Source organism: Psychroserpens jangbogonensis (assembly GCF_000797465.1).
GTDB lineage: Bacteria > Bacteroidota > Bacteroidia > Flavobacteriales > Flavobacteriaceae > Psychroserpens > Psychroserpens jangbogonensis.
The window spans coordinates 387,765-403,756 of record NZ_JSWG01000015.1 but is presented as its reverse complement, the minus strand read 5'-3'; the positions used below and the strand labels follow the sequence as shown (position 1 = coordinate 403,756).

Genomic DNA, 15,992 nt, shown 5'->3' with positions numbered 1-15,992 from the left:
TATTAATATTTGAACAAAAAATAAGAATGCTGTAAAAACCTTGTCATACAACTGACGATTTTTAACCACACTCTAATCAAATATATGAAATATATATTAATATGAAGCTATTATTGAGAAGTCAATAACAATTAATAAATTATATTGAATGATTCTTTTTTAATAATTAAATCTCTAACGAAGTAAATTTAAAATCAGTCCCATTAAACAATCCTTTATCACTCAATTTTAATGAAGGAATAACAAGTAAAGCCATAAACGATAAACTCATATATGGTGCATGAAGTTTGCTCCCTAAAGCTTTTGCCATCTTATCCAATTCTGAATACTGCTTGCCAATGGTTTCTGCATTCTGATCACTCATTATTCCAGCAATAGGAAGCGCGACTACTTTTTCTTCATTGTTACTTATAGCGCAGATACCACCTTCATTTTCAATTAAGAGATTCACAGCTTTACAAATGGCTTCATCTGAAACTCCAACTGCTATAATATTATGTGAGTCATGACCAACAGAGCTCGCAATGGCTCCTTCTTTTAATCCGAAGTTTTTTATAAATGCAATGGCTGGCGTATCATTTTGATACCGATTGACAACTACCATTTTTAAGACATCTGTTTCTGTGTTAGACACCAAATTTCCATTTTGAATTGTTGCGCTTTCAATAACTTCATTAGTTACTAACTCACCATCTAAACACTCAATGACTCTAATTTGTTTTGCATTAGAATCAAATCTAAAATCGGAAACTTGCTTTTTATCTGTGTTGAAATTATTCAAGTTTTCAAATTCGACATATTTAATTTTTGATTCTCCATTATCGTACACCAATTCACCATTAATATAAGTTTGAAGCGTTATAAAATTTTTCAAATCTTCAACAACAATACAATCTGCATCATCACCAACATTTAATAAACCTACATCTAAATTATAATGTTTCACAGGATTGACACAAGCTGCCTGAAGCACTTTAAACACATCTATTTCCTTTGCCACTGCTCTAGCACAAAGCTGATTAATATGTCCTAGTAATAAATCATCTGGATGCTTATCGTCGCTACAAAACATCATGTTTTCATAATGCTCAGGTAATAAGTCAATTAATGCTTCAAAATTCTTAGCAGCACTTCCTTCCCTTATTAAGATTTTCATCCCTTTTTGCAATTTCTCTAAACCTTCCGCATAAGTAAAACACTCATGATCTGTTGAAATTCCAGCATTTATATATTTGGTAATATCATCTCCAACAACTCCAGGTGCATGACCATCAATAGGCTTACCATAATGTTTAGCCCAAGCAATTTTTTTAAGTACTTCTTCATCATCAAATAGAACACCAGGATAATTCATCATCTCAGCCATATATTTGATATCAGGATTTGACATTAAAGTTTTAATATCTTCAGAATCTATAATAGCTCCTGCCGACTCAAAACTTGTCGCAGGCACGCAAGAAGGCGCTCCAAAATTGAACTTAAAAGGTGTATGTTTTCCGTTTTCAATCATAAAATGCACACCATCAACTCCAAGTACATTTGCAATTTCATGAGGATCTGAAACGGTAGAAACCGTTCCGTGATTTACAGCTATTCTAGCAAACTCGCTTGGCACCAGCATTGAGCTCTCAATATGAATGTGTGCATCAACAAAGCCAGGAAGTATATAATGATTTACATTATGATCTTTTTCCTCGATTGATTTAATTTTACCATCTACAATAGTGATTTCACCTTTGAATATGCGTCTGTTTTTGATATCAACTATTTGTCCTTGTAATTTTTGCATTTGAATCTTTATTGAAATGTAATTTTTAATATATGTTTTGTGTTTTCGCTAACTTTAAAATGGTTATCAGCTCGCCTTCCTATTACCCAAACTATCTTATCATCTGAAGTAATTAACCACACATTTTCTTTATCTACTATAGACAATTTCTCGTCTTTAAAGTATTTACTAAGTTTCTTCTTCCCTATCATACCAGAAGGATGAAAGAAATCTCCATCTTTCCAACGTCGAAGCTCTAGAGGAAAGACTAGTTTGACTTTGTCAACAAATATTGTAGTTTTTGAAGGTTTTGAAATGGCATCAGCTTCATCGAATAATAAAATTCCTGAAGGTGTTCTAAACTTCTTATCGGTTTCTTTTATCAGCAATGATTCTTGGTCTTGTTCCGAATGATATAAATCTGTGAGAATTAAGTGCTCTCTATCTTTTATCAAGCGGTGTGAGCTAGACAACACCTGTCTTCCAGATTGTGCATCTAACAAACCAAGGACATCATTCCATTCGGTAAACCCATAATCTTTTAGCATTTCAAACAGATACGCTTTTGGATTATTGACCTTTTTAAATTCTGAAATTTTAAAGATAATTTGATGTTCATCAATAGATTCAATAGCACGCTTTGTAACTGCATTCAAGCTTTCGTCAACAATATCTGCTGTATCATTTAAATGTTCAAGTGTGTTTTTAAAATTCTGTAATAAATCTGGATTAGCTTCCTTAAGATGAGGAATCACTTGATGTCTCAATTTATTCCGAAGGTATTTATCTGAAGCATTACTACTATCTTTTCGCCATTTTATATCATTTTCATTAGCATAAATTTCTAACTGCTCTCTAGAGAATGTCAATAATGGTCTAACTATATTTTCATTAATTTCAGGAATACCTGTCAATCCGTTAAGTCCTGTACCTCTTGTTAAATTGATTAGAAAGGTTTCTAAATTATCATCGGCATGATGACCAGTTAAAATGTAATCAAAGTTTAAATTTTCAGCTAAATCAAAAAACCAATTGTATCGTAATTCACGAGCTGCCATTTGAATAGACAACTTTTCAGTTTCAGCATAAGATTCTGTATCAAAACATTCAACAAACGCTTCTAAACCTAATTGATCTCCTAACTCTAACACAAAACGTTCATCTTCATCGCTTTCCTTTCCACGTAATCTAAAATTACAATGGGCTAAAGATATATCCAGCTTTAATCCATGACATAATTGTGATAACACAACACTATCCAAACCACCAGAAATAGCAATAAGAATCTTGCTTCCCTTTAAGAAAGGGAGGTTTTCAATTATATGTTTTTGAAATTGTTTTAACACTAACCAAAGGTATATGTTTAACTATTAACTTTTCGACTTAACTTTCAAGAACTTCACGCATAGCTTTCGCCTTTAGCAAACATTCTTCGTATTCCTTGAGTGGATCACTCTTAGCTGTAATTGCACCTCCAACTGAATATGAGACATACTTTTCTGACTCATTATACAAAATACTTCTAATGACCACATTGAAATCAAAATTATTATCTGGTGTAAAATAACCGACAGCTCCAGAGTACAATCCACGTTTTGACACTTCTAGTTGCTCAATAATTTTCATTGCCGAAATTTTAGGAGCACCAGTCATACTTCCCATTGGAAATGTTGATTTAATTACATCAACAGGATGTGTCGCATCATCAATTTGAGATGTTACAGTAGAAATCATTTGATGCACTTGATCAAAAGAATACACTTTACAAAGTTCCTCGACCTTGACACTGCCTTTAGCTGCTGTTTTAGACAAGTCGTTACGAACTAAATCTACAATCATTACATTTTCACTGCGCTCTTTGATGTCTTCTGAAAGTTCTTTTTTAAGCTTATCGTCTTCTAATTTGTTTAAAGATCTCTTTGCAGTTCCTTTTATAGGTTGCGATGTGATTTTATTTCCATCTTTCTTTATATAACGTTCTGGTGAAGCTGAGAGCAAATACTTATCATAAAGCTTTATAAAACTAGCAAAAGGCGGTTTAGAAATACGGTTAAGGTTATTATAAATTTCTATTGGATTAATCGTTGTCTGTTCAGCATAAAATTCTTGACAAAAGTTCGCTTCATAAATATCACCTCTATGGATATGATTCAATACAGCATTGACTTTATTGAAATACTCATCTTTATGAGTCCTGAGTTTTATTTTTATATCATTGCCGTTTTGTTTGCTTTCAACGTCTTCAATAGCAACTGTTTGTAGTATTGACTTTAAATCATCATCTACTTCATCAGAAACAAAATTCAAGTAGTGTGTTTCTAAAGTATTTCCTTTTAAAAAGAATAGTTTTTTAGGCTGAAAGAAACATAATTCAGGAAAATGTAATCCGTCAAAATTATTAGAAGACAGTTCTTCAACGTCATTTTTTAAATCGTAAGATAGATAACCAAAAAGCCAATCTTTAGTAATAGACTGATACTCTTTGACTTGCCCAAAAGCATCGTTATAATCTGTTTGAATACTTGTAAAGGCTTCAACCGCCAATACGGCATCATAACTAGAATATTTCTGTTTATAATTGTTTGAATCTAACCAAATGACTTCATCATATTGCTGACTCCAAAACAATATTTTTTGTTTATATTGGTCAACGTTATCAATGTGGTGCTTTTGTATTCTCCTCAAAATTAGATGATGTTCTTTATCGTTCAAATTTATTAAGAAACTATCACATAGCAGAATAAAATTTGTATTACTCAAACTAAATTATTTATCATATATTTTATGCGTTATATTTCATTAAACAATAGTCTCAAAAAAACTTACGTATTAGTAATTATACTTTTTCTAAGTAGCCTTAATATTACAGCAGCTTCAAATACTAAAGACAATGAAGCATCTAATTCAGATTGGTATACTCATGTAGATACTGATTTAGGCTTTACATTGCAATTACCTCAAAAACCTAATTACGAAGATGAATACCCCTCGTTTACAATTTATAGCTATAATACAGATGCAAAAACATTTTTTTCCTTTTTTGCAATTGATTTAAGGAAGGTGAATGGCAAGAATGATGATCAAACCATTATGGATGAATTCATCAACAATACAATTAGCAACATAAATGGAAAATTACTAAACAAAAAAAAGAAAAAATACAAACAAGGTTTGCGATATGAAGTTTTAGTAAGCGTTAATGACCAAAGACAAATGCGCTCTTTTATAACGCTTCAAAATGGTATCATGTATTATTTATCGGTTGAAGACACTAAAACTCAAATTAAAAATAAAACAATCGATACATTTTTTAACTCTTTAAAAATCACCAAACCTAAAACCATAATAAAGGAGGCTAAACCCCTTATTTCCTATACGAATACAAAAGGTGCATTTTCACTCAAAATACCGGGAGAACCAAAAGATATTTCTAGAGAAGTTGCAAACCCATTAGATGAGGATGGTGACCCTTATAAACTAAACATGTATTCGGTTACAGATATTGACAATGAAGATGTTTTTTTGTTTAGATATAACGATCAGCCATTAGGCTATTATGTTCAAGACCTACCAGATAGTTTTGAGGAAATGGAAACCGTACTAACTGCAAGATCTGAATTGGTATCTGAAGCAAAAATCATTCATTTGGATGGTTATGAGGGTAGAGAATATGAATTACTTCTCGATAGTACATATCATTCTATTTGTAGAGTTTACTTCAGAGGAAATCGTACCCATTTACTACTGAAACAAAAACTGAATACATCTGAAAAGGTTTCAAGAGATCATCCTTTTTTTACAGATTTTGCATTTGAACCTTATGAAGCTAATGAGACTATAACTTTAAAACCGGAAGATACCGATTTTGAAGTTGCTTATTTTAAAGATTATCGCCTTGAAATTGACACAACAGATTATAGTAATACTTATATAAAAAACTCTACAGATTATTACGGAAGAAATTCAAGCACTGGAGGTGTTTATCAATTAAGTTTCTCCGATTTACAGGATTATTTTAAAATAGCTAATAGAGATGAGTTTTTCGACACTTACATAGATGCATTAAAGACATGGAAAGACACCATCATAGGTCAAAAGAACATTAAAGTAAATGGAAATGACGGTATTGAGTTCTATATAAAAAATGAAACTACTAAAGTTTCTGTTCGCCATCAAATATGGTTAGATATGAAAAAGGTTTTTAGTATGTCTGCTTACTTAAGCAAGAACGAAATGAATAGTTCTTTATCAGATTCCATCTTTAGCTCCTACAAAACAACAAAACAAGTAGAGCCTTTTGATTATTATGCATCAAAAACTGACCTTATTTTAAAAGACTTAAAAGCTTCAGACACGTTAATATATAAAAACGCTATTGGAGCATTTGACTATTATGAGTTTGATGAAGTTGACGTTTCAAAGCTACAAAACGCACTATTTGACACTTATTTAGATACTCTTAAAACACAAATTGTTAAAAAGAGAATTGTAGATGAATTGGCGAACATAAATGATAGCACAACCATAAGTGCACTTATAAAACTGTATCATCAAAAAACCACTAACAATAGCTTAAAGTCATCTATAATTACTACAATACCACATTTAAAAAACACCAACAGACTTGAAATATACAAAGAACTAATTTTTAATTCTCCTCCAAAAAGCGATGAAGATTATAATTGGTCGATACTAAAACCTTTTAGAGATTCTTTAGATTTTGCTGTAGTGAATTATCAAAAAATTTTAGAGCTAAGAGACAAGGAACATTTCAGAGATGATGTTATTGGCATTTCAACATCTTTAATTTCTGAACAACCAAATCATTCACAATTAGTAATACGTAATTATGATACGATTTTGGAGTATGCGCTTTCAGATTTAAAATTGTATCAAGATGCTAAAGCCAATTCTAACCCGGAAGACTATAATTATGAATATAATAGTTTAATGTTTTCCTATTTGAATTTTATCAATAAAGTAAAACACTCGAGTAAAATTAGTGATGTATTTACAAAAGCATTTATAGATGACGACAGCAACAACTGGCTTCAATTGTTAGCTACCACATCACGTATTGCAAATGATCAACCTTTAGAAAAGTACTACATTGAACGCAGTTTAGATAGTTTATATTCAAGGTTTGAGATTATAGAAGCCTTCCATAAAAAAAATCAACTAAATAAAGTTCCTAAAAAATACATCAATCCTGAAAACTTTGCTAAACTTAGTTTATATAATTACATAGGAGAAGACGATGGGCTTCCTGATGAGATCAAAACCTTAGGAAAGATTAAAAAAAATAATAAAACATATTATGCCTTTTCATTTAGTTATAAAGAATCTGATGGCTCATCTTACTTTGCATTAGTTGATGCTACAGAAACTATAAGTCAGGACATCGAAATTAAACGTTACACTTCATACACCCAATGGGAATCACCCGAAACCAATTGGAAATCTCAGGCACAAAATATGATTCCAGATTTAATTGAGTATGGCTATTAGTACCATATTCTTGTAAATAAACTTACTTTTGCATCATGGAAAACGATGCCATCTCATTTGAAGATTTAAATTTAAATACACCTTTATACAATGCTCTAAACGACTTAGGCTTTATAAAGCCGACTCCAATACAAGCAGAAGCTTTTAATTTTGTAGCTTCAGGTAATGATGTCGTTGGTATTGCGCAAACTGGTACTGGTAAAACATTTGCTTACATGTTACCTATTTTGCGCCATTTAAAATATTCTACTCAAGAAAATCCAAGAGTATTAGTTTTAGTACCTACAAGAGAGCTTGTAGTTCAAGTTGTTGACGAAATTGAAAAATTAGCTGCATATACCAATGTTAGAGTTTTAGGTGTTTATGGAGGCACAAACATAAATACTCAAAAACAGGCTGTCGCTCAAGGACAAGACATTATTGTGGCAACTCCTGGACGTTTATTTGATCTCGCTGTAAGCCATGTATTGCATTTAAAAAGCATACAAAAATTAGTGATTGATGAAGTTGATGTGATGTTAGATCTAGGATTTAGACATCAGTTGTTAAATATTTTTGACATATTACCAGATCGAAGACAAAACATTATGTTTTCGGCAACAATGACTGAAGATGTCGATGAATTGATTACAGATTTCTTCACAAAACCTGAACGCGTAACAATAGCAGTTTCTGGAACGCCTTTACATAATATAGATCAAGAACGTTATGATGTCGCAAATTTCCATACAAAGACAAACCTGTTAGAGCATCTATTACAAGATTCTGAAACCTATAATAAAGTGCTCGTTTTTGTAGCATTTAAAAGGCTTGCAGATTTATTATACGATGAGATAGAAGAACGTTTCCCTGGTCAATCTTGCGTAATTCATTCTAATAAGACACAAAACTATAGACTTCGAAGTATTGAGCAGTTTAGAGCTGGAGACAATAGAGTTTTAATTGCTACAGACGTTATGGCTCGTGGATTAGATATTGAAAACATAAGTCATGTTATCAACTTTGATACACCTAAATTTCCAGAGAACTATATGCATCGTATTGGTAGAACTGGACGTGCTGAACAACAAGGACGTGCACTCACCTTCTCTACTCCTAAAGAACAGGAAGCGATTGAAACGATTCAAGAGTATATGGAAATGGAAGTTCCATTATTGGAATTCCCAGAAAACGTTGAAGTTTCTAAGGTGTTAATTGAAGAAGAGCGTCCGCAAATTAGAGAACGAAACAATCCTACAAAGCATACAGACGATGATGTACCAGGACCAGCATTCCACGAAAAGAAAGACAAAAACAAAAAGGAAAATTTAGGAGGTTCGTATAAATTTAAAATTGCAGCAAAATATAGTAAACCTAAAACTAGAGGTGATAAAAATTACAACAAGCGAAGTAAGCGTAAATAAAAATCCCTTCCCAAATTAATGAGAAGGGAAGCGAAGCATCTTCAAATCGCTACAGCCTTATAATTATATACTAACCTTTTAACCCTAAATTATTTAGTCTATAACTTTTATCTGATTCTCCACTATTTCTTTAATAGGTACAATAAGTTTACCATCTGAATTTTTCAGTACTACTGAAATATTACTTATTGAATCTACTTCATAAATTTTATTTTCAAACTCTATTTTCGCACCAACCTCATAAGTCTTTCTCGTATAAAACGTTCTTAATAAATCGGCTACAACTTCTCTTGCTCCAAGTCCAAATGCTAAAGCAAAAGACAATAAGAAAGCTGCCAGAATCATAGTAAGGTTGCTCGTTATTATATCTGTATTTACTCCTGCTTGATTTAAAGCGGTTATAGAAATGAATATGATTAACAAGAAAAACACGACTTGACTAATCATTTTTCCTCCTGATAAGTCCATAGACTCAAATAAGGATTTTAATGCATTTTTTACAAAGTTTGCAAACAACAAGCCTAAAGTAAAAATTATAAGTGCTACAAATAACTGAGGAATGAATCCTAAAAAGTTACTTATTTGTTCAGATATAATTTTTAGGTTTAAAATATCAGAAACTACAATAAGTAACATGATATAGATTAACCATTTTACAAAAGTTGATACTATTTTAATCGTATCGAAATTGAGTTTCTTACCTTCAATTATTTCTATCTCATTTAACTTATCATCTAGTTTATTTGCTTTAGCAAGTTTCAATGCTTTTTTAATTAACCTAACAACAATTTTTGCTACAAGCCAACCAATAATTAAAACAACTAAGGCTCCAACAATGCTTGGAAAAATCTTTGTTATTTCTAGCCACATCGTAGAGAGCGATTCCATGGCTATGTCTTTGTATTCTGTTACTTTATCCATTTTGTATGATTATTTATTAATAGCTATTATTATTTATGTCTTTTACTCATTACTGTTTCTATAACATCACCAAGATTGTAAGAGAACAATTCTGCTAACTCCATCAACAATTTTGCTATAGCAATATCATTCATAACCTTAGACTTCAGCTCTGGCGGAACTGATCTTAGTGGCTTATCTATGTCTCTGAAAGGATTTTCCATTACATTAGGTTATTATCATATACAGTTAACAATTTATCCTTAGCACGTTTGATTCTCATCTTAACAGCGCTTTCTCCAATATCTAAAACACTTTCAATCTCTTTTATCGAGAGATTGTCTTGGTATTTTAGCAACAGTATCATTTTTTCATCAGGTGAAACTAGTTCTAATGCTTGTTTGAGTTTATCTATTCTCATGTCATTAAAACTTTCATCGCTTGGCTCTTCTGAAATATTTTCAATATCTGCATAATCTACAGATTGCTTTTCAAATTTTTTAGCTGTATTTCGTGTAACATAATTCACACAATGATTATATGTAAATGCATACAACCATGTTGAAAATTTAGACTTCCCTTTGAAACTTCCCAGCTTAACAAATAGTTTCAAAAATACATCTTGGGTTAAATCTTTAGCTTCGTCTTCATCCTTAGCAAAACCGTAGCATTTATTGTACACTAAATGTGCAAAACGATCATACAAAACCTCGAAAAGTAAAGTGTCATTGTTTTTTACAATGTTACTTACTAGCTCTTCGTCAGTTTGCTTATTAATTTTTTCTAAGGGTTCCAAAAATATTGGATTGATTATAAAAGGTTACCATTAAGACACACGCTTTTATATTAAGTCACATCTAAATGCTAAATAATTATAAATTTATAAAAAATTAACATAGGTTAATGAATTACTAATGCAAAAAAGCGAGACTATTTTAATAGTCTCGCTTTAAAAAGATTTATTGATTTTTAAACTATTCGATTTTTGATTCGGGTTTTAAAACAGATCTCAAAACTAAGATTCCAATCCGAGAAACTACAAATGTAAAAAGCCCGAAAGTTGCTGTTAATAAAGACACTTTTAATCCTCCAGCAAAAATAGCTGGATCAGGATTACCCATTGCTTCTATAGAATCAAAAGCAGTAATTAATCCAAGAACTGACCCTAGAAACCCCATCACTATTCCTAACAAGCTAGAGTCTGCAGCAAGCTTAAGCATCTTCTTTGCTTTCTCTTGAGATATTTTGGCCGAAGAAAATCCAACGACAAGAAATGCAATTGATACAAGTAAACAGATTAATATTAATGACATAAATAATGGACCACCATCCATAAAAATATTCATAAATATTGAAAGGCTAAATACGCTTTTTAAAGCAAGTGTAAGTGTAATCATAGTTTTTAAATTTAGTTAAACATACCCAAACTTAAAAATAAGATCATCCCCTTTTTTATTAATGCGACCAACAACCATTTTAAAACTGGATATAGCATCAAGGTTAAAAACCTTACTAAATTGGTCGTTCGTCTCTAATTCATCTTTTTCAGTAAAAAAATATAGTATTATTGTATTGCATATATGTTTACACGGCAATTGATATTAAAGAAAATTGGACAAGTCCTTTTACATCTCCTTTTTTGGGTTGGTGTCTTATTTTTTTATACTAATTTTTTCGAAGTAGAAAAAGCGACATACGAAGATACGCTTACATTCTCTCTTTTTTTAATGCCAATTACAATTGCAACAACTTACGTAGCCACGTACAAATTAATACCAGATTATTTAGTTACGAAACAATATTGGCGTTTTGCACTTTATAGTGGTTATACCTTAATCATTTCGTTGTATTTACTGTTCGTATCTATCTTTTTTAGTCTGATTTATATCTCGCATTTTGAATATGCAGTTATGAATCCACTTACAAAGAATGTTATTTTCATAATGACAGCTGTATATCTTATTGTGATTATCATGAGCGCTTTTAAACTCTTAAAACTAAATTTAAAACAAGCCACTATAACCAATAAATTAGAAACTAAAATATTAGACACACAGCTTAAACTAAAAGAACAGGAACTCAATTATTTAAAGATGCAAATTCATCCGCATTTCTTATTTAACACATTGAATACCATGTATGGTTTTGCATTAAAGAAAGCAGACCAAACACCAGATATGATTCTTAAATTGTCAAATTTGTTAGACTACCTCTTGTATCAATCTGAAAAACCTTTTGTTTTACTTTCTGAAGAAATTGCTCATATCAAGGATTATATCGCTTTAGAAAAAATGCGATTTAATGATACATTACATGTGGAATTCAATATTGATGCTATTGATGAATCGATTACTATTGCTCCAATGCTGTTACTTCCATTTGTCGAAAACAGCTTTAAACATGGAACTATTATTGACGGTGAACTTAAAATCGATATTCAACTTACTGCAAATTCAAATTCGATTGATTTCAGCATACAGAATTCAAATTCTGAAAACAACAATTTGCAACAAGGCATAGGATTAGACAACATAAAAAAGCGATTGGAATTACTATATGTAAATCAGTATGATCTAGACATTACAAATCAAGGCGCTATTTTTTCTGTTCAGTTGCACTTAAAAACAGTTAATCATGACTAAAAATCATACAATTTCCTGTTTAATAGTAGACGACGAAGCTATTGCAAGAGAAATCATTGCAACCCATTTATCTAAAATTAATAACATACACATTGTAGCGAGTTGTAGTAATGCCATTGAAGCGTTTAATCATGTCAGCAATCAAAATATTGACTTGGTGTTTTTAGATATTAATATGCCACAAATATCTGGCATTTCATTCGCGAAGTCTATCAACAGCAATATCAAAGTTATTTTCACTACAGCATACAGAGACTATGCTGTTGAAGGTTTTGAACTTAAAGCAGTTGATTATTTACTAAAGCCTATTTCGTTCGAAAGACTTCAAAAAGCTATTCACACTTATTTTGAAATTTATGGCGAAAAAGAACAACCTCTAAATCCATTAAATGACAACTCCGATTTCATTTTTGTCCGCTCTGATCGTAAAATGATTAAAATAGATTTTGAAGATATTATCTATATTGAAAGTTATAGCGATTATCTAAAAATACATTTAAAAAACACAACCATAATCACCAGAGAAACCATTACTTCTATTGAAGCTAAATTACCCAAGCCCTTATTTATAAGGATTCACAGATCATATATTATTGCTATATCTGCTATTAAGTCTTTCACAAATGAACATATTACCATTCAAGATAATACGATACCGATCAGTAGAACTTACAAAAAAGAAGTCTTACATTTTTTGGAAAAGTTTTAAACCATTCAATAAATCCTCAAAAATTACGTTGGACTAATAATTATTATTTTTGTAGAAAACCTACTTAATGGAAGATTACTTACGCAACACTATTCCTAACTTAAAACCATTTGATTACGATCGTCATCACGATTCGCATTTTATAAATCAGGAATGGGTTTTAGTGAATGGGATTTCTAAGAAGAAATCAATTTACACCTTTAAGGAAGATCATATTCTTGAAATATCAAGAAAAGCTTCAGTAATAAAGACCTCATGGACATTAAGCATCAATAATATCTTTTCTATTGAGACAGAAGATGGTCTGATAGTAGTAAGAGCGTACTTTAAGGATGATGATGTTTTGGTTTTGAATCATCAAAATAAGAAAGAATTTGCACTTTTTATTAATACCACAAATTACTCTGAAGGCTTAAATAGTATTGAGGACGTACAATCATTTTTAAAAGAAAAGTATAAGCAAAAGGTGTCTGATTTAATTTACGGACATGAGTTTTACTATATACAAAGGTCTAGAGAATTTGGACCGTTTTCTGTTGAAGAACTCTCTGAGAAAGTAAAAAACGAACAAATAAGTGTCTTTTGTTTTGTTAGAGATATAAATGAAGAGGATTATAGTAAGCGTTTAAGAATTAATGATTTGATAAAAGAGCTTTAATTTTTACTTCTTTTTCAAATGGCTTTCAATATCACTTAAATGCAAACTTAAAGCCTTAGCAGAAATTTGAATTTCTTTTATCAATAACGCTAATGACACAATAAGCAATATTAACGCTAGTCCGAAAACCCAAACTCCAAAAACATAATAATCTATGTAAATTAGAAACATTGTTAGTACGCAAAGCAACAAGCTTGTAATTCCGAAAATTTGCATCCAACGTGTTAAATTGAGTCTCAACTTTAGATTCTTTATTTGCTCGATGAGTGAATCATCCTTTTTCTCTAAATACTTATCATGTAAGTTTCTAATCACAGCTGCATAGGCTAAAAAGCGATTGGTGTAAGCCAACATTATTAATGATATGGCTGAAAATAAAAGCGCTGGTGTTGTAAGAGTAAGTTCGTTCGACATAGTTCTATAATTCTATTTTCTAAATATAATAAAAAGAAGCCTCATACCTGTAATTTAGTGTCCAACCATAACTCATTTCATACCAAAGACACAAATCCTGTTTTTAAACAAAGACCTATTAGCTATTTTCAATATCTTTAGGAGAATCAGCTAATTTTTTAAACTACAAATATGAAAAGTAAACTTCTTTTTTTGCTTTGCCTCAGCCTTTGTATTGCCTCATGTAAATCGGATAAAAACACGGAACCTGAAATTGTCGTAAAAACACCTCCTTTGGCAAAATACACATGTGCTCCAAGGATTACTGATGCCGATTGGTACAAAAAAGAGAATAAAGCTCCTTTATTTGAAGACTTAGGCTTCCTTAATTATCCTATTACTTCAACTAGTGAGCTGGCACAAAAATACTTTAATCAAGGATTAACTTTAGCATATGCTTTTAATCATGCAGAAGCTGCACGTTCTTTTTTTTATGCCACAAAACTAGATCCAAATTGCGCTATGGCATTTTGGGGCTATGCTTATGTATTAGGCCCTAATTACAATGCAGGAATGGAAGACGATCACTATGAACGTGCTTACAATGCTATTCAAGAAGCAAAAAAACTATCAGCTAATTCTACAGAAAAAGAAAAGGTTTTGATTAATGCAATGGCAGAACGCTATTCTGCAACACCACCAGAAGATCGTTCACAATTAGATATTAATTATTCTAATGCGTTAAAATCCATCCACAATACATATCCTAACGATTCTGAAGTCGCTACGCTGTATGCCGAATCTGTTATGAATTTACACCCTTGGGATTTAAATGAAAAAGATGGTACAGAAAAACCATGGACGCCAGAAATTGTTTCACTTTTAGATAATATCATTAAAACTAATCCAATACATCCAGGCGCTAATCATTTTTACATTCATGCAGTTGAAGCATCAAGTACTCCAGAACGTGCATATGCTTCTGCAAAAGTGTTTGATGACGGAACAATTCCAGGTGCTGGTCATTTAGTACACATGCCTTCACACATCTATATACGAACAGGTGATTATCATAAAGGCACTGTATCTAATATTAATGCTGTAAAAGCAGATAGTACATATGTTACCTTGTGTCATGCTCAAGGTGTTTATCCTCTATCCTATTATCCTCATAACTATCATTTTATGGCGGCAACTGCTGCATTAGAAGGCAATAAACATTGGGCGATGATTGGAGCTAACAAAGTATCTAAACATGTACATCCAGATGTTATGGCCGAACCAGGTTGGGGAACACTACAGCATTACTATGTAATTCCATATTATTCAATGGTGAAGTTTGGAATGTGGGATGAGATTCTTGCTAAAGAAGAAACCAGTGATTTAAAATACCCTTTGGCAATGCAACACTATGCAAAAGGCATGGCTTATGCAGCTAAAGGTGAATTAGAAAAAGCTAAAACCGAATTAGAAGCGTTAAAAATCTATTCGGCAGATGACAGTATGAATGAGATTACCATCTGGGAAATAAATACTGTTGGGAATTTAATTAGTATTGCAGATTTGGTTTTAGAAGCTGAACTCTTAACCGTTCAAGGCGATTATAAAGCTAGTATTTCACTATTACAAAATGCTGTAATTATAGAAGACGCCTTAAATTATAATGAACCACCAGACTGGTTTTTCTCTATTCGGCATCATTTAGGTGATGTACTTATTAAAAATGGGCAATATCAAGAATCAATTGTAATATATCAAGAAGACTTAGAGCGATTGCCAAGAAATGGTTGGGCACAACACGGACTAAAGTTGGCTTATGAAAAATTAGAAGATTCAGAAAATATTTCTAAAATGAAAGATGACATAACAAAGAGTTGGGCAACTGCTGATGTTATATTGGTTGGCTCTAAGGTGAGATAATACTTACCAACCAATATCAGCTATTAGTTAGCAATATCAAAAAAGCGAACCCATTGGGATCGCTTTAATTTATTCTAAAATAGACGATATT

At 31.5% G+C, this 15,992-nt stretch carries 14 protein-coding genes; 6 read left to right on the top strand and 8 right to left on the bottom strand.

Annotation, left to right across the window (positions count from 1 at the left end):
- Window positions 1-166 precede the first annotated feature (166 nt).
- From ade to pabB, 3 genes are read right to left on the bottom strand one after another with little or no spacing between them, the layout of a single operon-like run.
- The gene (gene ade, locus RH81_RS15520; protein ID WP_033962013.1) at window positions 167-1,789 is read right to left on the bottom strand and encodes an adenine deaminase; all 1,623 of its coding nucleotides are present in this window, start codon (window positions 1,787-1,789) and stop codon (window positions 167-169) included.
- An 8-nt stretch (window positions 1,790-1,797) separates the two neighbouring features.
- Window positions 1,798-3,114 (bottom strand): tRNA lysidine(34) synthetase TilS, encoded by a 1,317-nt coding sequence (gene tilS, locus RH81_RS15515; protein WP_033962011.1) that lies wholly within the window; start codon window positions 3,112-3,114, stop codon window positions 1,798-1,800.
- Window positions 3,115-3,151: 37 nt separating this feature from the next.
- The gene (gene pabB / locus RH81_RS15510; RefSeq protein ID WP_033962219.1) at window positions 3,152-4,456 is read right to left on the bottom strand and encodes an aminodeoxychorismate synthase component I; all 1,305 of its coding nucleotides are present in this window, start codon (window positions 4,454-4,456) and stop codon (window positions 3,152-3,154) included.
- 96 nt (window positions 4,457-4,552) lie between these two features.
- Between pabB and RH81_RS15505 the strand changes: the two genes are divergently transcribed.
- Both RH81_RS15505 and RH81_RS15500 read left to right on the top strand, forming a co-directional pair.
- Window positions 4,553-7,276 (top strand): hypothetical protein, encoded by a 2,724-nt coding sequence (locus RH81_RS15505; protein WP_033962010.1) that lies wholly within the window; start codon window positions 4,553-4,555, stop codon window positions 7,274-7,276.
- Between the two features lie 50 nt (window positions 7,277-7,326).
- Window positions 7,327-8,679, top strand: a complete 1,353-nt coding sequence (locus tag RH81_RS15500; protein WP_033962217.1) for a DEAD/DEAH box helicase — start codon at window positions 7,327-7,329, stop codon at window positions 8,677-8,679.
- Between the two features lie 93 nt (window positions 8,680-8,772).
- On the opposite strand, the gene RH81_RS15495 is transcribed toward RH81_RS15500, so the two are convergent.
- The 4 genes from RH81_RS15495 to RH81_RS15485 form a co-directional block, all read right to left on the bottom strand.
- Entirely contained in the window at window positions 8,773-9,600 is an 828-nt protein-coding gene (locus RH81_RS15495) for a mechanosensitive ion channel family protein (RefSeq protein ID WP_033962009.1), read from the bottom strand.
- Window positions 9,601-9,629: 29 nt separating this feature from the next.
- Window positions 9,630-9,803 (bottom strand): hypothetical protein, encoded by a 174-nt coding sequence (locus RH81_RS17165; protein WP_173424378.1) that lies wholly within the window; start codon window positions 9,801-9,803, stop codon window positions 9,630-9,632.
- Entirely contained in the window at window positions 9,803-10,375 is a 573-nt protein-coding gene (locus RH81_RS15490) for an RNA polymerase sigma factor (RefSeq protein WP_033962008.1), read from the bottom strand. The genes RH81_RS17165 and RH81_RS15490 overlap by 1 nt, the downstream gene beginning before the upstream one ends.
- A gap of 178 nt (window positions 10,376-10,553) precedes the next feature.
- Complete coding sequence (locus RH81_RS15485) at window positions 10,554-10,976, bottom strand: MotA/TolQ/ExbB proton channel family protein (protein ID WP_033962007.1); 423 nt, start codon at window positions 10,974-10,976, stop codon at window positions 10,554-10,556.
- 198 nt (window positions 10,977-11,174) lie between these two features.
- Here RH81_RS15485 and RH81_RS15480 point away from each other — a divergent pair, with 198 nt between their 5' ends.
- The 3 genes from RH81_RS15480 to RH81_RS15470 all read left to right on the top strand — a co-directional run bounded on the left by RH81_RS15480 (window position 11,175) and on the right by RH81_RS15470 (window position 13,588).
- Window positions 11,175-12,221: a sensor histidine kinase gene (locus tag RH81_RS15480; RefSeq protein ID WP_241478993.1), complete on the top strand. Its 1,047-nt coding sequence runs from the start codon at window positions 11,175-11,177 to the stop codon at window positions 12,219-12,221.
- The gene (locus tag RH81_RS15475; RefSeq protein ID WP_033962002.1) at window positions 12,214-12,930 is read left to right on the top strand and encodes a LytR/AlgR family response regulator transcription factor; all 717 of its coding nucleotides are present in this window, start codon (window positions 12,214-12,216) and stop codon (window positions 12,928-12,930) included. Before RH81_RS15480 ends, RH81_RS15475 begins: the two co-directional genes overlap by 8 nt.
- A gap of 67 nt (window positions 12,931-12,997) precedes the next feature.
- A complete protein-coding gene (locus RH81_RS15470) occupies window positions 12,998-13,588 on the top strand; it encodes a hypothetical protein (RefSeq protein ID WP_033962000.1) in 591 nt (196 codons plus the stop codon).
- A gap of 3 nt (window positions 13,589-13,591) precedes the next feature.
- Here the strand turns inward: RH81_RS15470 and RH81_RS15465 are convergent, their stop codons facing one another.
- Window positions 13,592-14,002, bottom strand: coding sequence for a DUF2721 domain-containing protein (locus RH81_RS15465; protein WP_033961996.1), 411 nt, complete (start codon window positions 14,000-14,002; stop codon window positions 13,592-13,594).
- 171 nt (window positions 14,003-14,173) lie between these two features.
- On the opposite strand from RH81_RS15465, the gene RH81_RS15460 reads away from it, so the two are divergent.
- Window positions 14,174-15,901: a tetratricopeptide repeat protein gene (locus RH81_RS15460; RefSeq protein ID WP_033961990.1), complete on the top strand. Its 1,728-nt coding sequence runs from the start codon at window positions 14,174-14,176 to the stop codon at window positions 15,899-15,901.
- Window positions 15,902-15,992: the final 91 nt, after the last annotated feature.